This is a genomic window from Arthrobacter sp. 179 (assembly GCF_052379645.1).
In the GTDB taxonomy this organism is placed as follows: Bacteria; Actinomycetota; Actinomycetes; order Actinomycetales; family Micrococcaceae; genus Arthrobacter_H.
The window spans coordinates 1-20,834 of record NZ_JBQSYU010000007.1; the positions used below are offsets into that span (position 1 = coordinate 1).

20 protein-coding genes are annotated in these 20,834 nt (G+C 66.4%); 7 read left to right on the forward strand and 13 right to left on the reverse strand.

Features of this window, described 5'->3' with window-relative positions:
• From ACT3UE_RS06120 to ACT3UE_RS06130, 3 genes are all read left to right on the forward strand, one after another.
• Positions 1–665, forward strand: a 665-nt coding sequence (locus ACT3UE_RS06120) for a hypothetical protein (protein WP_444566400.1), incomplete at its 5' end; no start/stop codon positions are given.
• A gap of 41 nt (positions 666–706) precedes the next feature.
• A complete protein-coding gene (locus ACT3UE_RS06125) occupies positions 707–1,207 on the forward strand; it encodes a very short patch repair endonuclease (RefSeq protein WP_444566401.1) in 501 nt (166 codons plus the stop codon).
• A 9-nt stretch (positions 1,208–1,216) separates the two neighbouring features.
• On the forward strand, positions 1,217–1,744 hold the full coding sequence (locus ACT3UE_RS06130) for a GNAT family N-acetyltransferase (protein ID WP_444566402.1): 528 nt from the start codon (positions 1,217–1,219) through the stop codon (positions 1,742–1,744).
• 63 nt (positions 1,745–1,807) lie between these two features.
• Here ACT3UE_RS06130 and ACT3UE_RS06135 read toward each other — a convergent pair whose 3' ends face one another.
• Positions 1,808–2,752: an NADP-dependent oxidoreductase gene (locus ACT3UE_RS06135; protein ID WP_444566403.1), complete on the reverse strand. Its 945-nt coding sequence runs from the start codon at positions 2,750–2,752 to the stop codon at positions 1,808–1,810.
• Positions 2,753–3,099: 347 nt separating this feature from the next.
• Between ACT3UE_RS06135 and ACT3UE_RS06140 the strand changes: the two genes are divergently transcribed.
• A complete protein-coding gene (locus tag ACT3UE_RS06140) occupies positions 3,100–3,501 on the forward strand; it encodes a VOC family protein (RefSeq protein ID WP_444566404.1) in 402 nt (133 codons plus the stop codon).
• Positions 3,502–3,600: 99 nt separating this feature from the next.
• Here the strand turns inward: ACT3UE_RS06140 and ACT3UE_RS06145 are convergent, their stop codons facing one another.
• Entirely contained in the window at positions 3,601–4,644 is a 1,044-nt protein-coding gene (locus tag ACT3UE_RS06145; RefSeq protein ID WP_444566405.1) for a hypothetical protein, read from the reverse strand.
• A gap of 331 nt (positions 4,645–4,975) precedes the next feature.
• Here ACT3UE_RS06145 and ACT3UE_RS06150 point away from each other — a divergent pair, with 331 nt between their 5' ends.
• On the forward strand, positions 4,976–6,154 hold the full coding sequence (locus ACT3UE_RS06150) for a dipeptidase (RefSeq protein ID WP_444566406.1): 1,179 nt from the start codon (positions 4,976–4,978) through the stop codon (positions 6,152–6,154).
• Positions 6,155–6,253: 99 nt separating this feature from the next.
• On the opposite strand, the gene ACT3UE_RS06155 is transcribed toward ACT3UE_RS06150, so the two are convergent.
• The 7 genes from ACT3UE_RS06155 to ACT3UE_RS06185 form a co-directional block, all read right to left on the reverse strand.
• Positions 6,254–8,143 carry a DUF222 domain-containing protein gene (locus ACT3UE_RS06155; RefSeq protein WP_444566407.1) on the reverse strand — a complete coding sequence of 630 codons (1,890 nt, stop codon included), beginning with the start codon at positions 8,141–8,143 and terminating at the stop codon, positions 6,254–6,256.
• Between the two features lie 142 nt (positions 8,144–8,285).
• Complete coding sequence (locus ACT3UE_RS06160) at positions 8,286–9,104, reverse strand: ABC transporter permease (protein WP_444566408.1); 819 nt, start codon at positions 9,102–9,104, stop codon at positions 8,286–8,288.
• On the reverse strand, positions 9,094–10,107 hold the full coding sequence (locus tag ACT3UE_RS06165) for an ABC transporter ATP-binding protein (RefSeq protein ID WP_444566469.1): 1,014 nt from the start codon (positions 10,105–10,107) through the stop codon (positions 9,094–9,096). Before ACT3UE_RS06165 ends, ACT3UE_RS06160 begins: the two co-directional genes overlap by 11 nt.
• 62 nt (positions 10,108–10,169) lie before the next feature.
• Positions 10,170–11,450, reverse strand: a complete 1,281-nt coding sequence (locus tag ACT3UE_RS06170; protein ID WP_444566409.1) for a LolA family protein — start codon at positions 11,448–11,450, stop codon at positions 10,170–10,172.
• 79 nt (positions 11,451–11,529) lie between these two features.
• A complete protein-coding gene (locus ACT3UE_RS06175) occupies positions 11,530–12,798 on the reverse strand; it encodes an MFS transporter (RefSeq protein ID WP_444566410.1) in 1,269 nt (422 codons plus the stop codon).
• The gene (locus tag ACT3UE_RS06180; protein ID WP_444566411.1) at positions 12,788–14,029 is read right to left on the reverse strand and encodes an amidohydrolase family protein; all 1,242 of its coding nucleotides are present in this window, start codon (positions 14,027–14,029) and stop codon (positions 12,788–12,790) included. The genes ACT3UE_RS06175 and ACT3UE_RS06180 overlap by 11 nt, the downstream gene beginning before the upstream one ends.
• A gap of 108 nt (positions 14,030–14,137) precedes the next feature.
• Positions 14,138–14,482 (reverse strand): ArsR/SmtB family transcription factor, encoded by a 345-nt coding sequence (locus ACT3UE_RS06185; protein ID WP_444566412.1) that lies wholly within the window; start codon positions 14,480–14,482, stop codon positions 14,138–14,140.
• Between the two features lie 144 nt (positions 14,483–14,626).
• Between ACT3UE_RS06185 and ACT3UE_RS06190 the strand changes: the two genes are divergently transcribed.
• Together ACT3UE_RS06190 and ACT3UE_RS06195 are read left to right on the forward strand one after the other, a co-directional pair.
• The gene (locus ACT3UE_RS06190; protein WP_444566413.1) at positions 14,627–15,670 is read left to right on the forward strand and encodes an NAD(P)-dependent alcohol dehydrogenase; all 1,044 of its coding nucleotides are present in this window, start codon (positions 14,627–14,629) and stop codon (positions 15,668–15,670) included.
• A 9-nt stretch (positions 15,671–15,679) separates the two neighbouring features.
• Positions 15,680–16,336 (forward strand): SDR family NAD(P)-dependent oxidoreductase, encoded by a 657-nt coding sequence (locus ACT3UE_RS06195; protein WP_444566414.1) that lies wholly within the window; start codon positions 15,680–15,682, stop codon positions 16,334–16,336.
• Positions 16,337–16,348: 12 nt separating this feature from the next.
• Here the strand turns inward: ACT3UE_RS06195 and ACT3UE_RS06200 are convergent, their stop codons facing one another.
• From ACT3UE_RS06200 to ACT3UE_RS06215, 4 genes are all read right to left on the reverse strand, one after another.
• Positions 16,349–17,899: an ABC transporter permease gene (locus ACT3UE_RS06200; protein ID WP_444566415.1), complete on the reverse strand. Its 1,551-nt coding sequence runs from the start codon at positions 17,897–17,899 to the stop codon at positions 16,349–16,351.
• A 2-nt stretch (positions 17,900–17,901) separates the two neighbouring features.
• Positions 17,902–18,969, reverse strand: coding sequence for an extracellular solute-binding protein (locus tag ACT3UE_RS06205; RefSeq protein ID WP_444566416.1), 1,068 nt, complete (start codon positions 18,967–18,969; stop codon positions 17,902–17,904).
• A 120-nt stretch (positions 18,970–19,089) separates the two neighbouring features.
• A complete protein-coding gene (locus ACT3UE_RS06210) occupies positions 19,090–20,172 on the reverse strand; it encodes an ABC transporter ATP-binding protein (RefSeq protein WP_444566417.1) in 1,083 nt (360 codons plus the stop codon).
• 95 nt (positions 20,173–20,267) lie between these two features.
• Positions 20,268–20,831, reverse strand: coding sequence for an OmpA family protein (locus ACT3UE_RS06215; RefSeq protein ID WP_444566418.1), 564 nt, complete (start codon positions 20,829–20,831; stop codon positions 20,268–20,270).
• Between the last annotated feature and the right edge of the window lie 3 nt (positions 20,832–20,834).

Consider the following 20,834-nt stretch of genomic DNA (forward strand, 5'->3'; position numbering starts at 1 on the left):
GTGGTGGCTTGGGTGCCTTCGAACGACGAGGCCAGCAGGAAGCCATCGGCGAACTCGTCTCCGCGGAGCTGGCTACCCAGGAGGGAAAGCTCTCCAGCGGGGGCTTGGTGTGCACGACCCCGCTACGCCAGAATGCCTCGTCCTGGCGCATCACCACACAGTTGCGGGGTCGTACATCAGTTCTGCAACTCTGGTTCGGGACCAACGAACGCGTCCTGTTGCTCGCAGGCCCCTCGGCCCATCAGCAACTTCAGGCCGATCCCGAGCTGGCAGCTTTCTCGTCTCACGCGCAGTTGGACTACATTGCCGCAGACGAGACCGCGGCCGTGGTCACTTCCTGGCTGGGTCTCGGCCCCTCCTGGTTCCGCCAGGAATCGGTTTCCATCAGTCGAATCGTCTACGACCAACGAGCTCTTGCCAACGATACCGATATCGCCAGGCCCGACGGTGTCACCCCGGAATTATGGGAGAGCCCGTGGTTGGTGTGGCAAATCGAGCAGCAGGGCGGCCAGCCGTCGACGTTCGTCAACGCCTCGGCTGCCGGCCACTATCAGGTACGTGCTGATTCTGGCCGGGCACTTCTCGAACGCGTTCCCGCCCGCAACGTGTACCGTCATCTGGTTCAACTGTTCTCCATGGATCAGACCGGCCTGAACGTAGGATAAGGCCAGAACCACACAAGAACCCGCGTCCCAGGACCCCTCCCATGGATCGTTTGACCCCCGAGCAGCGCTCCGCTCAGATGTCGCGCATCCGAGGTACCAACACGCGTCCCGAACTCGTTGTACGCCGGTTGGTCCACCACGCCGGGTTCAGATTCCGATTGCACAGGCGGATTTCTGCCGTGGCACAGGCCCAGGCCCGACGTCACCACCCGGATGTACGGTTACCCGGAGGAAAGCTCCCGGGACGTCCGGATCTCGTCTTTTCCGGGCAACGGAAGGTCGTCTTCGTCAATGGCTGTTTCTGGCACCAACACGGCTGTCGGGCCGGACGGCACGCACCAACAACCAATGCGGAGTTCTGGGCCCGGAAGCTCCAGACGAACAGGGAACGCGATGCACGTAACCACTCGGAACTCCATGAACTGGGCTGCAGTGTCCTGGATGTCTGGGAATGCGAACTAGAGGACGCCGACGTCGTCCTCTCGAAGCTCGTCGCCTTTCTCGATGGGGGGGTCGGGCACCCCGGTGGGCGACGGCGATAGATTGGACCGATGATCTACCGCATCCGCCAATCCACCCCCGAAGATGCCGAAGCCTTGGTGGACATGCACGCCGCTGCTCTCGAAGAGAGCTACCGGAGCCTCATGCCCCGGATCGCTTTCCACACCGTCGGCGCCGAGCGGAACGAGCGCGTTCAACGTCGCCGCTCCTTCCTCAACGGTACAGATCCCCACTTCCTTGCCCACGATGGCGCCGGTTCCGTCGTCGGGTTCGCCGAGTCGGGCCCCGGACGCGACGAGCAAAGACCCCGCACGGTGGAGCTATATCGCATCTGCACGCTGGCAGGAACCCATGGAAGCGGGCTCGGCTCCGACTTGCTCGAGGCCTGTATATCAGATGCTGCTGCGTACTTATGGGTCTTGAAGGCGAACCCGCGTGCCCAGGCGTTCTACGCCAAGCACGGCTTTCGTCCGGACGGGGCTCGGAAGCGGCTGCCCGCCGCATTCAACGAGCTGCCAGAAATCCGCATGGTCCGTCCTGCGGGATTTGCCCCGCGGGCCAGCCAACAGTCCAGCTGACCCCTTCCAACAACAGGAACCAGCCCCGGCGGGTCTACGGTGATTTTCCGCGACCTTACCCGTCTAACGCTCAGTGAGATCCGCGACAATGAGTAGCGTTTTTCCTGGAGTCGTTTCGTCCGCGGCAAAAGCCTCGGCGGCCCGCGCCAATGGGAGGGTCATTCCGATGCGCAGGATCACGTGGCCCGCGTCCACGGCGGCAACGAACTGGTCGAGTACGTCGGTGACCGGAACGCTCAGCTGGGTCTGTGCGCTAACCCCTGCGGCTGAAGCGGTGGCTTCATCATGCTGGCTGGATAGTGAGAGCATCGTCCCGCCCGAACGCAGAAGGCCGTAGTACGGTGCCGGATCCAGCCCCGGGGACGCATCCAGGATGACATCGACGGCGGGTAGGTCCTCCCACCATGATTGGTCGGCATAGTCGTGGACTTCCGAGGCCCCCAGCGCGAGAACATCTTCATGATCGGCCGGACCGGCCGTGGCGATGACTTTGGCACCGACGGCCTGTGCCAGCTGGACGCCCAGGCTACCGATGGCGCCCCCTCCCCCGAGGACCAGCACCGTCATTCCTGGAATGATGCGCAGTGATTCGATGGCTTGGAGGGCACTGGCTCCAACTAGTGGCAGGGCCGCGGCTTCGACCAGCGGCAAGGACTTAGGGGCATGGGCTGCGAACACTGCCGGACCCACGGCATATTCGGCGAAGCTACCGGAACCGCCCATGGCCACCCCGGCCTGTCCGATGACGAGGTCACCTACTGAGAAGCCCTCCACCCCGGGCCCGATCTTTTCCACGATCCCCGAATAGTCGGTACCCAGGGTGATCGGGAATTCCAACGGCATGTCCTCGGCCATGTACCCCAACGCAATGCCGGTATCGATCTGGTTGATGCTCGCGGCGGCCACCCGGACAAGAAGGTGCCCCTCGGATACCTCGGTCGGGCCCTGGGTGTCGGCGACAACAACCTGGTCGGTGGGTCCGTAGTTCTGGATCTGGATAGCGGTCATGCTCGGCTCCCGAAGTGGTTTTGGCCGACGGTCCCGAAGGACCATCGACGTGGTTGCTCCACCCTGCCACGATAGGACCATGGCCACCAGCCGTGGACTACTGGATCCCCCTTGGATTCATGAAAACTGCCGTTCGGCATGCCGTTCGTGGTGCAGGCACGGCTGACTCGGCAGTCTGCTCCCGGGGCGCAACCATCTCCCGTCGTTCCCGGTAATCATGGCGGGTGGCCTTTCCTCGCCGGGAAGACCGACGGGCTGGCGAGAGCCCGGCGTCGGCGTCGTCTTGAACAAACCCGACGGCGGGGACACTGTGGAGATCTGACCGACGAGGGAAGGCTGGACCTGACATGTTGCTCGATGGCATCAACCACATAGCGCTCATTTCGAAGGACGTCGAGAGGCTGGGGCGCTTCTACCAAACAGTCTTCGACGCCATCGTGGGCGAAACCCGGGATCACGGGCCGGGTGAGACGATGACCAATATCCGGATCGGACCGGCGACTGAATTGAACGTGTTCGTCATCGCGGGCAATATCGAGGCCGCCCGGCAGACCCCGATGTGGGGGCGTGGGCGTCTTGACCACGTCGGTCTGGCGGCAGCTTCGGCCGAGGCCTTCGAGACCATCCGTGAACGGCTGGTGCAGGCGGGGGCCGGCGACGGAACCGTCAATGACTTCGGCACACAGTTCAGCATGTTCTTCCGGGATCCCGATGGATTGGAGGGAGAGGTCCTGATTCCCAAGAAATAGGGGCTTCCCGGTCAGCCACCCGGATTATGCACGTGGGCACGGCGCTGAGCGACCAGCCGGGCAGCTGGCCTTCGCCTCGACGACCTCTCGGCTTCAGGATCATCCCGCGGGGCGATTAATCACGTCGCCGTCCGACGAGAGATCGGCCTCGGTTCGAATCGGCAGCACTTCGAGACCCGGCGTCCCCTTGAGCTCCTGGATGAGCTCGGTGCTCCCCGCCACCAGCGTGGAGTCGAAGTCGATCTCGGTGGCCAGCAGCCACGAGTGGTCATCGGGCCACAGGATGTTGGGCGACTGCACCCACAGGTCCTCGTCAACCCACGGTGCGCTGCCGGGCCACGTAGCATCGGCGAAGTCATTCGGCCCGGCCTCGAAGAGGACATACGCCCGCCCGGTTCCTTCCTGCAACTCGAATAGCGGCCCGGATGCGTCCCGCCGAGAAAGCAGTCCCGAGCCTGGTTCCGGATTGAATACGGTGTCCCCCCGAAGAGCTTCCACCATCGAACGAGTCCCGGCCATCCAGTGTCGCGCTGACGCCTTAAGCCGCTCGCGCAGCGTGTGATTAATGCCGAGCGCAGTACCCTCGACGGTGGGCCTGGACGGCGATCCGTTGTTCTCATCAACGGCATAGCGGGCAATCCCCGCCGAACTCACCAGACCGCCCCATCCCTCCCAGATCGCGGCGATGCCGGCATCCGGAGTCGAGGTGTGACGGCTAAGAACCGTGGCGACGACCGCCAGCGATGCGACATCAAGGCTGCCGTCGGATGTTCCGCAATAGCGCCAGCCGTCTGCGGCAATCACCCCGTCCGCTCCGCCATAGTCGCGCCGCACCAGCCGCGCGTACTGCGCTTCCGCGTGCATGGTGGTGCCGAACGATGCGGCAGTCTTCGCCCAGGTGGTCAGTTCCGTTTCGAGCGCCGCCCCGATGTCATCGAAATCGTCGAAGTACGTCTCCGCGTTGATATCCAGCCACGACTTCGTCTCATGCGGACGGTCGCGTTCCACGGGGTGGAAGATCCGTACGTAGGCCTCAAAGCCGCGGGGCACCACCGACAGGATGCTGCCGAAGGCCTCGGCTTCCATCGGTCGAAGCCACTTCCCCCGGGCAAGGTCAGGTACGCATTCGAATGTGGCTGGCATGTCATCCTTCTCCTCGTGCGTAGCTACCGACGGCGTCCACACAGCCTATCCGCGGCGCCTGCGCGGCAGCACCGTCCCAGAGCGGGAAGGCACGTACTTCATTCGCGAATTTCGCGTCTGCCCTCGAGAGATGGCGTATTTGGTCATCCGGTACCTTCGAGCTGGGCCTGGACATCCCGAGGTCAGCGGCAGCGGCCTGGAACAGGTCTGTACGACAGTGCCCGCTGACCTTCATGGCACCCAAAAACCTGGTCCCCAGAATTTGGTTGGTCCGAGCCGGAGGTGCACTACGCTGTGAAATACCTCGGAATGTGAAAAGGCCTGCCACACAATGAACCGTAAAAAACTCTCTCGCACAGCCCTCGCCGCCGGGGTCACGATCGCCGTGGTGGCCGCGGCCTTCTTCATCCTCGCGCCCGGGATCGTCGAGCGGGCGCATAATAAGATTGAGCCCGCAGAGTTGCCGACCGTCAGTGCAGAAACCCAGCGGCTGCACGATTCCCTGCAGATCGTGGACATGCATTCGGACACGTTGCTGTGGAACCGCGACATCCTCGAGCGGTCAAATCGCGGGCAGATGGATTTGCCTCGTCTGGACGATGGAAACGTCGCCGTCCAGGTCTTTTCCTCGGTCTCGAAGTCACCAAAGGGCCAGAATGTGGACAACAACACCGCCGAGACCGACAACATCACCCTTCTCACGATCGCCCAGCTACAGCCGCCTCGCACCTGGTTCTCGCTGTTGGAACGCTCGCTGTATCACGCAGGTAAATTGGAACAGGCTGCCGAGGATTCCAATGGCAAGCTCGTGTTCATCCGGACGCGTGGCGATCTCGATCGGGTGATTTCCGACCGGGAATCCGGCGGTGACCTGATAGGGGCCATGTTCTCCGTTGAAGGCCTGCACAACCTGGAAGGAGACATCGACAACCTCGATCGGCTCTACGATGCCGGTATGCGGATGGCCAGTTTTGCGCACTTCTTCGATAACGAAGTCGCCGGTTCGATGCACGGGGTCGACCGTGGAGGGCTGACCGCCCTCGGCCGTGAAGTCTTCGTCGAGCTGGAACGGCGCGGCGTCATCATCGATATCGCCCATACCAGTCACGATGCCGTCGGGGAGATGCTCGACCTGGCCACGAAGCCGGTGGTCCTCAGCCACGGCGGGGTGGACGCGACCTGTGATGTCAACCGAAACCTCAATGACGAGCAGATCCGCGGCGTGGCCGATACCGGCGGGGTTGTCGGCATCGGGTACTTCGACACCGCAGTCTGCGGGTTGACCATCGAAGCCGTCGTCGACGCCATCGACCATGTCGTCGATGTCGCCGGAATCCGGACGGCAGCACTGGGAAGTGACTTCGACGGTTCGGTGACGGTCGGTTGGGACACCAGCGAACTCGCCGCCATCACCCAGGAACTAGTGGACCGTGGCTATGCCGATGACGAAATTGCGTCGATCATGGGCGGTAACACGCTCAGGGTCATGGACAGCGTCCTCCCTCGATAGGGCTGGGGGCGATACGAGGCGGGATCTCGTCAGATTCTTGCGGGGGCGCAGCCTCAGAGGTCTTCGGATGATGGCACCTGCGGCCCGGCGGGGCACGGGTCAGAAGGGGATGTCGTCTCCACCCTCAGTTGGCTGGGCAGAGGCGTAGTGCCACGGATCCGCAGGACCATCATCTGATACCGACCGGGGGCGCTCCCCGCCGGCCAGACGATTCAGCCGGCGACGGCGAGCGCCCTGAGCCTGACTGGTCTTGGCGTAGCGGCCGAATTCCGGACGCTCACAGGATGGGTCGGGAACCTCTTCTGCCCTCCCCCAGGGGGCGCAGGGTGCTTCCGCCGCCTGCTCATCTGGCTCAGCTGGTCCGGGGGCGAAGGCTTCAGGGCATCCAGGGCCATCGGTTGTGGTGATCTCGGGTACGTCAGACCGGGTGGTGCTGGAACGCTCGCGGCTTCCGGTCGCCCATGGCGCGGCAGGGGTTTTTCCCTGCCGGGTACCGAAGAGGCTTCGTGCCACGACACTGCCGTCTGCGCCCTCCTCGAAATCGAGCAGTCCCCAGGACTTGAGCCGATGGCAGCGTCGGCACCTGAGATACAGATTGCCCAGATCAGTGCCGCCACCCTCCTGCCACTCCCGGTCATGGTCCACGTCGCAGTCCTCCACCCGGCCAGGGCATCCCGGGGTGCAACAGCCTCCGTCCCGGAAGCGCAGGGCCGCGCGTTGGGCGGCACTGGGCCGGTACTTGCTTTGTCCGAATTTCACGATGGCCCCGGTCATCGGATCGGTGACGACCCGCCACCAGGTCTTCGCTGCCGCCATGAAACGTGCGGCGGATTCCTGATCGACGGCTCCGCCGCCGAGCACTGTGGGAACTTCTGCCCCGGGCGGTAGTTCGGCCGTACCGACTTGGCTGGGTTTGCTTTCGGTTTCGGCGGTGTGGCCACCCGGCAGACCGGGAAGCATCGTGGCCGGGATCGTGACAAAGACTTCGGGCTGGATCGAGGCCAGCCCCTTCCCCGCGGGACCCTCGAGCAGCAGGTCCATGAACACATCGGCCCGCAATTGCTCCACGGTCCGCAGTTCGGTCGGGTCATCGGTGGCTTCAGTGATTGGCGTCCCCTGACCGGAAGCCGCCGCGCTCTGAGCGGCGGAGGTGCCGTTCCCTTCGGGATGCAGCAGATCGGCGGCAGAGGCCGGATCCGCTTTCAGCACCCTGGCCATGGCATCGATCCTCGAGAAGATGGCGTGGCAGCCGGCCGTGGGAAGGAAGGCGGAGAACCAGGACATCCCGTCAGCGTCTTCATCGAACATGATCCGCCGGTCCCGCATGGCAGTGCGCGAGCGCTTGGTATAGGAGAGCCCGTAGTACTTCTCCAGCAACTGCCGGCCCCGGGTACGCAATTGTGCAGGTGACTTCCCGGGAGCCGTGGCCAGCATGTCTGCGCCGAAATCCCGCCGTGCGGCCCGGGCCTGCTCGTCCAGCCGGGCCTTCTCCCGTTCCCATTCCTCCCGGGTGGCCTGATCGGCTTCCCGGGGCAATGCCGGGAGCGTTTCAGGGACGATGTACTTCACTTGTTCGAGGATCTTCTGGACATGGCCGCTCCCCAGTCGTCCCGAGGCCAGGGAGTCGATGACTTCCGGGGTCTGTAGGACCAGGGTTTCCGCCTGGTCGAGAATGCGCTGCCCTTGTCCGGGGGAGATTCCACAGACCAGCGCGACTTCCAGCGCGGCGCTTTCCGTGGCGGCCTGTTCGGCCATCCGACCGGTACGCAGCGACGTCCCCATCCCGGGTTCCTGGGCCAAATCATCCAACAGGGACGGAACCGCCTGTTGGGCTTCGGCATGGAGCATGGCGGCGGCCTTGAACTTCTCCGCCTCGGCAAACCGGGCCAGGGCCTCGGCGGCTTTCAACCGGGTGGAACCATCCACGGTGGGGCCGGCGGACCGGGAGATGTCCCATCCGTCGACCACCATGCTCGTGTTGTGTTCCATGCCTCCACTCTGCCAGCAGGCGGGACCCCGCTCGAGGGGGTCGTCGGGTGCTGGGGACAGGAGGCTTGCCGGGTGACCTGTGAGGGGATCGTGGGAGGGAAACCCGCATGATCCGAGGCATCCGGCCTCTGATCTCCTTGAATCAGGACAGGATGTCCTTGGTGCTCAGCCGCCCATAGGCCAGGGCGCCGAAAACCAGGACATAGCCGCCCTGCAGCAAGGCGTTCCGGCCGAAGGATCCCCACAGGATCGGTTCACGCAGCAGATCGGCGAATCCGAACCATTCATGGGTGAACATCCAGGGATGCAACCAGTCCAGTTGGGGCAGCTGGCCCAGGATCTGGGCAGCCACCGAGAGCACGGCGGTGGCTGCCATCGCCCCCACGGGAACATCCGTCAGGGTGGAGATGAACAGGCCTACCGCCGCCAGCCCGCAGAGCGATAAGGCAACATAGCCGGCGATCAGCACGATCCGCAGGACCGCGGCGCCGAGGGCAATGGTGTCCCCCGATAGCAAGGTCACCGGCCCCACCGGGAAGAGGGCCGCCCCGATCAGCAGACCACCGATTGCCACCGTCAACGCCGCGGCCAGGCAGAAGGCCAACGCCCCGAGGTACTTCACCAACAACAGGTGGGCCCGGGAGGCGGGAGCAAGCAGCAGATAGCGCAACGTTCCGTGCCCTGCTTCTCCGGCAATGGTGTCTCCCGAGACCACGGCAACGGTCAACGGCAGGAACAGCGGAATGCACATGAACATCCCCACGATCGCCACGAATAGTCCGTTGCCGGCCACCTGGTCCAGGAACTGCGGACCATGGCCCGCGGGAACCTCCGAGGAGGTGAGCCGGACGGCGACGGCGATCAGGACCGGAACAGCCCCCAGTGCCGCGAGCATCGCCCACGTGCGCCTGCGTCGAAACACCATCCCCAGCTCTGAAAGCAACAACGCACTAGTGGGCAAGATCGAACCCCTCCCCCGTCAACGCCACGAACCGTTCCTCGAGGCTGGGCCGCTCAATGGCGAAACCGCGCACCCGTACCCCGGCGGCCACCAGTTCCGCCACGATCTCCTCGGCGGTGGCAGCCCCCTCGGGCATGGCACCTCGCACGACAACGGTGTCCGTTGCCGGGCTCGCCTCCACGGCTGCGCCCCCTTCGGGAACGACGGCGGCGCCTCTTTCAGTACTTGTCGAGGTGCCTGCCGCGGCTTCCACGAGACCGAGACCCATGCGGGCCAGCACGGCGCGGGCGGCCTGTTCATCGGGGGTGTGCAGGACCGCGGAGGCAGTGCCGTCGGCCCGTAGTTCCTCCAGGGTCCCGTGGGCCACCCGGCGGCCGTTGCTCATCACCGCTGCGTGCGTGCACATCTGTTCGATCTCGCTGAGCAGGTGGCTGGAGATGAAGACCGTGGTCCCGGCTCCGGCCATCGAGGCGATCAGGTGACGGACTTCCCGGGTTCCCTGCGGGTCCAAGCCGTTGGTGGGTTCGTCCAGGACGAGTAGTTCGTGATCGGTGGCCAGGGCGTTGGCGATCCCGAGTCGCTGCTTCATTCCCAGCGAGTAGGCGTGCACGGCCAGCCCGGCGGCCTGGGCGAGGCCGACGGTCTCCAAGGCACGGTCCACGCGCCGTCGGCGATCTTCGGCATCGGCCCGGGGATTGGCGGCGTCCAGGCGCAGCAGGTTCGCCCGGCCGGAAAGGAACGGGTAGAAGGCCGGGCCTTCCACCAGCGCCCCGACCCGCGGCAACACGTCCTTGGCGGCGGTCGGCATGGGCCGACCGAGGACGTTGATGGTCCCGCTACTGGGGCTCGCGAGACCCAGCAGCATCCGGATGGTGGTGGTCTTCCCCGACCCGTTGGGACCCAGGAACCCGAAGACCGATCCGTGCGGGACGGCCAGATCCAGATCGGTGACCGCGTGGCGGCGGCCGAAGGATTTGCTCAGCCCGCTGGTCTCGATGGCCAGTTCGCCGGTGTGGGCCGTGCTGGCGGCTGCGTTGGCGCTGCCAGCCGTGGCGGCTGCGCCGGTCACCGGGCGTCGGCCCGGGCCACCGCCTGCAGCCGGGAGGGCTGCACGGCGCCGATGACGGCGCGGCCGTCGTCGGTGATCAGGACGTTGACCAGCGAGGTGTGCAGCAGTTTTCCGCCGTCGACCTCGGTGGCCAGGGCGTTGAGCATCGTGGAGTCCTTCAGCTCTGCCGGGACCTTGTCGGCGGGAATGGTGGTGACCGTATCCCAGCCCTCGCCGTCGACCCCGTCCTTCGCTTCGTCTGCGGGCCAGTGTCCGTCACCGTTCGGGGCGTCCGAGGGCGCCGGGCGTTCATGCGGTGCCCCGAAGGTGTGCTTGGGCCAGTTTGTTGATTTGTCGGTGTGCTTCGGCACCTTCTTCTCGGTCACCGTGGCGCCGGCCGGCGGGGTGAAGTCGAAGCGTGCCGCGTCGGGGGCCTTCGGGGTGAAGGAGGTGAAGGCGACGTTGATGGCCGGGGCGTCCTGATCGACGGCAGCGACGGTGACCGCCAGCGGAACCCCCGTTTCGGCGTCGACGCCGATGGTCACCTCGTCCACGAGGGTCTGCTTGGATTTCGGGTCCAGGACCAGGTTGTAGACGGCCCGTCCGGCAACGGTCGAGCCTTCCTTCACGGAAACCTGCGTCGATCCCTCGGCTGCTGACAGGAAGGTCTCGGCCAGCTCCGCCGGCGTCCGGGGCGCCACGTCGCCCGATGCCGCGGCACCTGACTTCCCTGCGCCGGGGCCCTCATGGGCCGCCGAAGGCTTCTTCGGCAGGGTCATGTGCACTGCCTTCTTCGCCGCCGAATCATAGGTCCACAGGCTGGTGCCATTGAGGATGACGTCCTGCTCCTCCATGTCTCCCAAGACCTGCAGCCGGGCCTGATCGGCACCATCGACAAAGACCCGGGCCTTATGGCTGTCGGAGACCAGGCTCAGTAGTTTCGCCAGTGGTGCGTCGCTGGAGTCACCGGCCCCGGGGGCCCCTGACGGTTCCGAAGCCGGGGCGGATTTCGCCGCGTTCGATGGCCCGTCATCGTCCGAGGGCGCCTGGGCCGGAGGGCCGAAGGAGGCGGGGGCCCCGGCGTCGGGCAGTGCCGGTAGACCCAACCGGGTGGAGGTGCCGAACTGGCCGGAATACGCCTCGAGATCGGACGCGGCCATCAGTTCGATGACCTGTTCGGGCGTTTTGGCCTCCAGCTCCGGGGCGGCCGAAGCAGACACATTGGCTCCGACTGCCACGGCGGCGATCGCTGCCGGAATGGCTACGGCGGGCATCCACTTCTTGCTGGCTGGTTTCATATCACTTTCCGATCGGCACTAACCCCTGCCCCTACGGTACGCCGGGAACCCGGCCGGGGCGAGGCCCGCGGGCCGCTGCTCAGCGGTTTCCGGAGCCCACCGGGGCCTGGGGCTCCGCGACCCGCTGGCCGATCGCCGGGCGGCCGGCCACGGCGATGACCGCCGCCCCGAACACCAGGGCCAGTGCCGCCATGATCCACAATCCGGCGTCCCAGGAGCCGGTGGACAGCCGCAGGGAGCCGACGACGGCGGAGCCGATCGCGGCCAGCACGAACCCGATCCCCTGGGCCAGGGCCGAGAGGGTTCCCGCGGCGGCGGGGCTGGCCGCCTTGGCCACCAGCAACGACATCGCCACCCCGAAGGCCCCGCTTTGCAGCAGTCCCAGCAGGGAGACCAGCGCGAACGCCTGCCCGGGAACGACGACGGTCAACCACAGCACGCCGCCGGCGATACCGACGCCGATGACGAGGGCGGTGACCCGCAGCATGACCGGACGGACCACGAGCATCGGGGTGATCATGGTGGAGATGAAGCCCACGACGCTGAACCAGGCCAGCAGGTTCGCCGCGGTTCCCGCATCCGTTCCTGCTTCGCCCAGCACCGTGGGCAGCCATCCGGCGACGAAGAAATACAGTACGGCCTGCAGCCCGAAGACCACCACGATCAAGGAGGTGGTCCAGCGTTGTCCGGCGGCCCGGGGGACGACTCCGTAACCGGTGGATGATCTACCCGTCCACGCCTCGGAGTCCTCCACCGTTCCGTGCGCTGCGGCACGGCGGGCCAGATAGAGCACGGCGCCTGCCAGGGCCGCCAGCAGGGCCCAGACCCCCAGTGCGACGGCCGCGGAGACCGCATCGGAGAGTTGCCGGGTCAGGGCGGCGCCCAGGGCCGCCCCCACGGCGAACATGGTGGTGGCCACCCCGATCGCCCGGGGGCTTGCCTGGAGTTGCTTGAGGTATTGCGGCATCAGCACGGAGCCGCCCATGATCGCCGCACCGGCGACCAGGGTCCCGGGCAGCAGGAGCACCGGGAAGAGGACCCGCAGCAGCAGGGCGGCGGCGAGCACCCCCATGGACAGCAGCAACGCCCCGTTGACCCCGAATCTGCGGGCCAGCCGGGGCACCAGGGGTGCGCTGAGCCCGAAGGCCGCCACCGGCAGCGAGGACAGGACCACGATGCCGGTATCGGAGACCCCCAGCTGGGCCGGCAACTGGTCCAGGACCGAGGCCACGGAGGTGATGGCCGGGCGCAGGTTCAACCCGACCGCTGCCGCGGCGAACAGTCCCAGCAGCCGGGCGGCGTCGGAACCGGTGGACGGCGGCGACGGGGGCGAGGTATCAGCTGACATGGAGTCCTTCGGCGACGACGCGGCCGTCGTGCAGTACGGTGCGGTCGGCCTCGCGGTCCATGATGGCGCTGGTCACCGTCTCGCCCGGGCAGAGCAGCAGGTCCGCACGGTCCCCCACCGCGAGTCCCGGGCGGTCGGCGACGTCTCCCAGTCGAGGGGCGGTGCGGTCCATGATCGAGGCCCCGCCGATGGAGGCGATGGCGGCGCAGTGGGCGATGTCCTCGTCGCGGCGCAGCTGATGGGTGAAGGCCAGTTGCCAGGTCCGATCCAGCAGATCGCAGTTCCCGTAGGGGCTCCAGTAGTCGCGTTGGCCGTCCTGGCCGAGCCCGACCCGGATTCCTGCCGCGCTCATCGCGGCCAGGTTGAACTGCGGGGCGGTCCGCGCGGGGGCGATCGTGGTCCAGGAGATGTCCAGTTCGGCCATCTGGTCCATCATGGCCGCGGTCACCGTGTCGGAGACGGCCCCGAGCTCGTAGGCGTGGGAGAGGGTGACCCGCCCCTGCATCCCCAGGGCCCGGACGCGTTCGAAGACCAGCTCGGCGCTGAAGACGGCCAGCTGGCCGGGTTCGTGCAAGTGGATGTCGACATCGACGTCGTACTTCTGTGCCAAATCGAAGACCACGTCCAGATGCTTCACCGGATCGCGGTCCAGCTGACAGGGGTCGATCCCGCCCATGACCGAGGCGCCGAGCTTCAGCGACTCCTCCAGCAGGTCGATGGTCCCGGGCTCGATGAGCAGGCCGGCCTGCGGGAAGGCCATGATCTGGACCTCGGCGGCGTGGGCGAACTTCTCGCGGGCGGCGAGCACGGCCTCGAACTTCTCCAGTCCGGCGTCCACATCGATCTGCGCGAAGCTGCGCACCCGGGTGGTGCCATAGGCGATCATGCGTTCCAGGGTTCCGGCGACGCGTTCGGGCAAGGGGACCTCGGCGTGGCGCCAGTTCGCCCGATCGTTCATCATCATCGCCCAGACCCCGGGCCCACCGGTGTGTTCGCGGAAGGGCAGTCCGATCCGGGTGGAGTCCAGATGGACGTGGACATCGGAGAAGGACGGCAGGAGCAGTCGTCCCCGGCCGTCGAGCTGGTCGGCTCCGGCGGATGGCGTCCCGGGCGCGGGGTTGCCGGCGGTCCCGCCTGCTGCCGTATGGGGCCTGATCGCCGTGATGCGGGCGCCTTCGATTTCCACGTCGGCGGCTTCCCCGCCCCATGGCCTGACATTGCGGATCAGCATCGCCGAAACCCCTCTCTTTTCCGTATCCCAAAAGTATCATTCCAAAATAGACCCTCGCGGGGAAGGGGGTCGGGGTGCCGGATATCCTGCGGTTCGGGGGCCGGGACTTCAGCCGGGATGCGGCAGGGCGCCGTCCACGGGCGGTTCGGCGGCGACGATGGCGGACAGCAGCCCGGGGAAGCGTTCGTCGAGGCAGGCGGTGCGCAGCGAGTTCAGGATGGCGGTGCCCCGGTAGCGCTGTTCGATGACCCCCGCCTGCCGCAACACCCGGAAATGGTGGGTGGAGGTCGACCGGCTGACCGGCAGGTTGAAGCCGATGCAGGCCTGGTCCTGATGTCCGTGGGCCAACTGGACCACGATCCGCCGCCGGATCGGATCGGCCAGGGCCGCCAGGACGGCATCCAGGTTCAGTTCACCGGTCTCGGGGTGCTCCAGGGTGCGGGGGGAAGTCATCAACCCATCTTCCGGTACGGGAAATGATTAGCTAATACGAGAACCATCGTACTACGCTGGTCATCGTACTTCATCCCCGATCGATTCGTTTCGTCCCCGATACCCACCGCCGCTCCCCCGGCGCGGCGCACCGCAAAGGACACCATGCTCACCGTCAACGCCTATGCCGCCCCCGCCGAGAACGAACCCCTGGTCCCCACCACCCTGCACCGTCGCGACGTCGGCGTGAACGACGTGCTCATCGACATCAAATATGCGGGCATCTGCCACTCCGACATCCACACCGTCCAGGGCGACTGGGGTGAGCAGCACTATCCGCTGACCCCGGGCCACGAGATCGTCGGGCTGGTCACCGAGATCGGTTCCGGGGTCACCAGCCACCAGGTCGGAGATAAGGTCGGCGTGGGCTGCCTGGTCAACTCCTGCCGCGAGTGCGAGAACTGCCTCAAGGGCGAGGAACAGTTCTGCACGGGCGGCAACGTGGGCACCTACGGCGCCGTGGACCGCGACGGAACCATCTCCCAGGGCGGCTACTCCACCGCCGTCGTCGTCGACGCCGACTTCGTGCTGTCCATCCCCGAGGCCCTGGACTTCGCCGCCGCCGCTCCGCTGCTCTGCGCCGGCATCACCACCTACTCACCGTTGCGGCACTGGAACGTGGGCCCCGGCTCCCGCGTCGCCGTCGTCGGGATGGGCGGGCTGGGCCATGTGGGGGTGCAGATCGCCCACGCCCTGGGAGCCGAGGTCACCGTGCTCTCGCAGACCCTCTCCAAGCAGGAGGACGGCAAGCGTTTCGGCGCCGACCACTACTACGCCACCTCCGACCCGGAGACGTTCACCCGGCTGGCGGGCTCCTTCGACTTCATCCTGAACACCGTCAGCGCCGAGATCGATCTGGATGCCTACCTCTCGTTGCTGGCCCTGGACGGGACGCTGACCAACCTCGGGGCCCCGCCGGCCCCGCTCTCGCTCAACGCGTTCTCGCTGATCGGGGCCCGGCGCTCCTTCGCCGGATCGCTCATCGGCGGCATCCGCGAAACCCAGGAGATGCTGGACTTCTGCGCCGAACACGGCGTCGAGGCGGCCACCGAACTGATCGCGGCCGAGCAGATCAACGAGGCCTACGACCGGGTCATGTCCTCGAAGGTTCGCTACCGCGCCGTCATCGACACCTCCACGCTGGACTAGGAAGGCCCCATGCAGAAGAAACTCATCGCCATCGTCGGCGCCGGACCGGGCGTCAGTGCCGGGGTCGCCCGCAGGTTCGGGGCCGAGGGATTCGCCGTCGTCCTGCTGGCCCGGAGTGCCGAGGCGTTGGACGAGCGCGTGTCCGAATTACGCGCAGCCGGCATCGAAGCCCACTCCCTGGTCGCCGATGTGACGGACCCCGAAAGCCTGCGCCGGGCCTTCGCCACACTGGAGTCCGAGTATGGAACCCCCGACGTCCTGCACTACAACGCCGGGGCCATCACCGTCGGCACGCCCTTGGAGGTGACAGCCTCCGACGTTACCCATGACTTCGCCGTCAACGTCGTCGGCGCGCTGGAATGCGCCCAACTGGTGGCCCCTGCCATGCGGGAGCGTGGGTCGGGCACCCTGCTGTTCACCGGAGGGATGCTGGGGGTAAACCCGGTGGCCTCGAGAGTCTCGGCGGCCATCGGCAAGGCCGGACTGCGCAACCTGGTCTTCACCCTGGCCGATGAGCTGGCCGGGACCGGCGTCACCGTCGGCACCGTCACGATCGGCGGCGTGGTGAAGGCCGGGACGTTCTTCGACCCCGATGCCATTGCCGGCTCCTTCTGGGACCTGCATACCGGGGCGGCCACCGGCGAAGTACAGTTCGTCGAGTCCTGAGCGACGGCGCCCCTAGCGCACGTAGCGCAGGGTGCGCCGGACGATCAGGAAGACGGGGATGGACCCCAGGATCACCAGCATCAGCGTGTAGGGGGCGGCTGCGGTGAAGTCCAGGGACTCCCCGTTGGTGGTGGCCCACAGGCCGGTGGCCAGGGTCTTGGAGTTATAGGGCAGCAGCATCAACGTGGTGGTTAGCTCCTTGCTGGCGTCCAGGCCCACCAGCAGGGCGCCGGTGACCACCCCGGGCAGTGCCAGGGGCAGCGAGACCCGGAAGAACCTGCGGACGCTGCCGGACCCCAGCGAGGCGGCCACGTCGTCGTACTTCACCAGGGCCGCCTGCATGCCGACCCGCTGGTTGCTGACCGCCAGCGGGAGGTAGAGGATCACATAGGCCAACACCAGCAGGGCGGCCGTCTTATACATCCCCGGCAGCAACCGGGTGGCCAAAAAGACCAGGGCGAGAGCCAGGATCGCGTTGGGCACCGAGTGGGCCACCCAGATCGAGCGTTCGGTCAGATGCGAGGACACCGAGGGTTTCCGACTGACCCACCAGCTCACCGGGAACGCCAGGATCGTGGCGAAGAGCGCCGCCCATCCCGCGTAGCCCAGGGTGGAGCCCATCGCGGCGAACACCTCGGGCCAATGCACGACGGCGTCCCGATGCGGCGAGGTCAGCCCGCGCACCGTCATCAACACGGTGGGCCCCAACGCCAGGCCGGGAACGACCAGGGCGGCGAGCATGACCACCGGTTTGGACCCGCGCAACCGCCAGCGGGAGGGCGGGCGGACCGACCCGCTGCCGACCGAGCCGGGGACCGTCCGTCCGGAAAAGGCCCGGTTCGCCAGCAGCACCCCGAAGGAGAAGACGGCCAGCAGCACCGAGATGGAGCGGGCCGAGGAGTAGTCGCCGTAGTCGATCATTTCGGCCATGATCGTCGTGGTCAGGGTACGTTGGCGCAGCTGGACCATGGCCCCGTATTCGGAGAGCACATGCAGCGCGACGATCAGCACCCCGCCGGCCAGGGCCGGGCGCAGCTGCGGGACGACGATCCGCCAGAACACGGAGCTCGAACGGGTCCCGAGGCTGCGGGCCACTTCCTCCTGCGCGGGGTCGGTATTGCGCAGGGCGATCACGGCCGGAAGGAAGACATAGGGGTAGAGCGTCAGCGAAAGCACCGCCGTCGCCCCGGCGAAATTGGTGACCAGATCGGTGTGGGGCACGAACATCAGGTTGGCCGAATAGGCCGCGTAGGCGCTGACGAACCCCGGAACGGCCAAGGGCATGGCGAAGAGCACGGTGAGCAGTTTGCGTCCGGGGATGTCGGTGCGCACCACCAGGCTGGCCGCCGCGACCCCCAGCAGGATCGACAGGACCGAAACCGACAGCGTCAGCCCGATGGTCCGGGCGATATCGGGCACCGTGGTGGGGAAAGCGAAGAGCTGGCGGATGTCGGCCAGGGAGAAACCGGCGATGAACAGATAGCTGACCGGCAGGAGTGACAGCACACCGACGGCGACCGCAAGGGATGCGGTCGCCGTCGGCTTTCCGGTGCGGGTGGGCAAGATCAGCTGGACATACCCAAGGACTTCAGCAGGTTCTCCGCCTCGGCCTGGTCGGCCATGATGTCCATGTCGTAGTCGGGGGACTTCACGTCATCGAGGGATCCGACGATCTTGCTTTCGGTGTCCTTGGCGACCGGGTACTGGGCCCCGGAGACGTCGATGTCGCCTTCGGCAATGAGCTTCTGCCCGCCGTCGGCGGCGGTGAGCCACTGGACGAAGTCGGCCGAGGCCTCCTGCTGGTCGGAGGACTTCATGATCGCGGCGCCCGAGGAGAGGATCAGGTTGCCGGCGTCGGCTTCGGGGAAGTGGTGGATCTTCGAGGTCATTTCATCGACACCGCCGACCTCATCGGCCTTGATCCACCAGTAGTAGTGGTTGGACAGGCCCATGGCGTGCTTGCCGGCTTCGACGGTGTCGCGGACGTTGCCGTTCTTCTGCTCGTTGACGCCGTTCTCCTTCAGCCCCTCCAGGAACGTCTTGGTCTTGGCTTCACCGATGGTGGAGATCAGGTACTGCGTGGTGGCCACGAACGCTCCCGAGGGGGCCCAGGCGAACTTGCCCTTGTATTCGGGGTCGTTGATGTCCATCAGGGTCTCGGGGAGGTCGGCTTCGTCGATCTTCTCCGGGTTGTAGTAGAGCACCCGGGTGCGGGCCGCGTAGGCCACCCACTGGTCCTTCTTCGAGTTCAGCTCGGGCTGGACCTGGTCCAGGGTCTCCTGGTCGATGTCGGTGAGCAGGTCCTTCTTGCCCAGCTGGGCCACCGGGCCCGGATCCTCGGAGAGGAAGACGTCGGCCGGGGCGGCATCGCCCTCGGCTTCGATCTGGCCCACCGTGGCGTCGGCCTGGATGTTGAACTTCACGCCGGTCTCATCGGTGTAGGCCTTCGTCAGGCCCTCGATGAGTTCGGCGTGCTGGTCGGTGTAGACGGTCAGTGTCGTATCTTCGCCCGCGGCGCCGGAATTCGACGCGTTGGATTCGGAATCGGCGCCACCTGCCGAACATCCGGTCAGGGCGGCCAGGGAAACAACTGCGGTGGCGGCGAAGACCCGCCGGGAAAGAGTGGAGAACATACGAATACGTCTGGACCTAACTCGGTTGTGTTGCATGGATGGGTACGGACCGCGCTGGCGCACGGAAGACAGCGGCGTCGTGTGCGCCTTAGTGGAGGGGGCTGTGGGGTGCCGGTGGGCCTAGTAGGTGCATACCGCCCGGTCCACCGACAGCGTCACGGATTGGCCGACGTCGAAGGCCTGGTCCCCCATGACCCGGACGGGAACCCGTTCGGGAAGCTGCGGGATGGCCACCTGCAGGACGCCGTCGTGGCCGTAGAAGGACTGGTCGACGACGGTGCCGACGACCCCGGGCAGGCCAACGCCCTCGCCGGCGCCGCGCACGGTGATGTTCTCCGGACGGATCAGCACGTCGCAGAGCCCCGGGCTGCCGTGCCAGGAGCCGATGGCGAGCTCGCCGAAGGCACAGGAGACGGTGGAGCCGCTGGTGCCGGTGGCCGCCCCGCAGGGAATGTCCCCGTCGACGACGACGGCGTCGCCCAGGAAGCGGGCCAGCTCGATATCGCAGGGACGGAAGTAGGTTTCGCGCGGTTTGCCGGCCTGGACCACTTTGCCCTCGCGCATCACCACGAGATGGTCGGCCAGGGTCATGGCTTCTCCCTGGTCGTGGGTCACCAGCACCACGGTGGCACCGATATCGCGCAACAGGGTGCGTACTTCCTCGCGCAGCGACTGGCGCAGGTAGGCGTCCAGGGCGGAGAAGGGCTCGTCGAGCAGGATCACCCGCGGGTTGGGGGCGATGGCGCGGGCCAGGGCGACGCGTTGCTGCTGGCCGCCGGAGAGTTCATGGGGGCGGCGGGATCCGAGGTTGTCCAGGCCGACCAGTTCCAGGACCTCGGCGACCCGGCGGTTGCGTTCGCGGCGGGGCTGGCCGGTGAGCCCGAATCCGATGTTCTGGGCCACCGAGAGGTGCGGGAACAAGGCCCCGTCCTGCGGGACGATACCGACTCCGCGTTCGTGGGCGGAGACCAGGGAGCGTCCGTTGGCGGCCACGTCGCGGCCGTCGATGCTGATGGTTCCCGCGCTGGGGTCCTCGAAGCCGGCGATGGAACGCAGCAGGGTGGTTTTCCCGCAGCCCGAGGGGCCCAGGATGGTGGCGAATTGGCCTTCGGCCACGTCGATATCGACCTGGTCCAGTGCCTGCGCCGGCTCTTGTCCGGCGCGTCCGGAGAAGGTCTTGCTCAACCCACGAATCTTCAACACGCCTTCAGGCTACCCGAGGAAGGTAACCCATACCTAACGAAGGTGACGCTTCCTACATCACGCCAGTGTGCACTTATTCGCTGACTTGCCGTTTTTTAACCGTGATAGGTGATTTCCACGCGACGGTTGGCCGCCCGGGTCGACGGATCCTTGGGGTCCTCGCGCTCCACCGGCTGGGTATCCGCATGGCCTGCGACCTTGGTCTTGAGATCCGGGCGCTTCGTGGACACCACCGTGGCCACGGACTTCGCCCGGTCGGTGGATAGCTTCTGATTGTCCACCTTCCCCTTCACCGAATCCGTATGCCCGTCGATCCGGATCCTGGCCCCCTTCGGAACGTCCTTCACGAGCTTCTCGATCCGCTGCGCAGCGGTCCCCGGCAACGTGGAGCTGTCGGGAGTGAAGAGGATGTCGGTCGAGAGGGTGATCGTCGTTTCTTCGTCCTTGGTCTCCACCTGTTCGACCTCTGAGACCGCCCCCTTGAGTTTCCAGGTGTGCACTCCTCTGGTCGGATCCCAGACATGCACCGACTTCGCCAGTTGACCCTTCGTGGGCTCGGGCAAGTCCTCGGACTGGGTGGTGTCCGCGACGGCGATCACCGGGGCCACCATCAACGTGGCCAGAACAACGGCGGATCCGCGCAGTGCGCGCCTGGTCATCGT

What these genes read in the sequence shown, in the direction of transcription:
- ACT3UE_RS06185 (WP_444566412.1), bottom strand. Translation starts at nt 14,482, where the DNA reads ATGACTTCCCCCCGCACCCTGGAGCACCCCGAGACCGGTGAACTGAAC.
- ACT3UE_RS06205 (WP_444566416.1), bottom strand. Translation starts at nt 18,969, where the DNA reads ATGTTCTCCACTCTTTCCCGGCGGGTCTTCGCCGCCACCGCAGTTGTT.
- ACT3UE_RS06215 (WP_444566418.1), bottom strand. Translation starts at nt 20,831, where the DNA reads ATGACCAGGCGCGCACTGCGCGGATCCGCCGTTGTTCTGGCCACGTTG.
- ACT3UE_RS06130 (WP_444566402.1), top strand. Translation starts at nt 1,217, where the DNA reads ATGATCTACCGCATCCGCCAATCCACCCCCGAAGATGCCGAAGCCTTG.
- ACT3UE_RS06125 (WP_444566401.1), top strand. Translation starts at nt 707, where the DNA reads ATGGATCGTTTGACCCCCGAGCAGCGCTCCGCTCAGATGTCGCGCATC.
- ACT3UE_RS06150 (WP_444566406.1), top strand. Translation starts at nt 4,976, where the DNA reads ATGAACCGTAAAAAACTCTCTCGCACAGCCCTCGCCGCCGGGGTCACG.
- ACT3UE_RS06155 (WP_444566407.1), bottom strand. Translation starts at nt 8,143, where the DNA reads ATGGAACACAACACGAGCATGGTGGTCGACGGATGGGACATCTCCCGG.
- ACT3UE_RS06135 (WP_444566403.1), bottom strand. Translation starts at nt 2,752, where the DNA reads ATGACCGCTATCCAGATCCAGAACTACGGACCCACCGACCAGGTTGTT.
- ACT3UE_RS06175 (WP_444566410.1), bottom strand. Translation starts at nt 12,798, where the DNA reads ATGTCAGCTGATACCTCGCCCCCGTCGCCGCCGTCCACCGGTTCCGAC.
- ACT3UE_RS06180 (WP_444566411.1), bottom strand. Translation starts at nt 14,029, where the DNA reads ATGCTGATCCGCAATGTCAGGCCATGGGGCGGGGAAGCCGCCGACGTG.
- ACT3UE_RS06140 (WP_444566404.1), top strand. Translation starts at nt 3,100, where the DNA reads ATGTTGCTCGATGGCATCAACCACATAGCGCTCATTTCGAAGGACGTC.
- ACT3UE_RS06190 (WP_444566413.1), top strand. Translation starts at nt 14,627, where the DNA reads ATGCTCACCGTCAACGCCTATGCCGCCCCCGCCGAGAACGAACCCCTG.
- ACT3UE_RS06195 (WP_444566414.1), top strand. Translation starts at nt 15,680, where the DNA reads ATGCAGAAGAAACTCATCGCCATCGTCGGCGCCGGACCGGGCGTCAGT.
- ACT3UE_RS06170 (WP_444566409.1), bottom strand. Translation starts at nt 11,450, where the DNA reads ATGAAACCAGCCAGCAAGAAGTGGATGCCCGCCGTAGCCATTCCGGCA.
- ACT3UE_RS06145 (WP_444566405.1), bottom strand. Translation starts at nt 4,644, where the DNA reads ATGCCAGCCACATTCGAATGCGTACCTGACCTTGCCCGGGGGAAGTGG.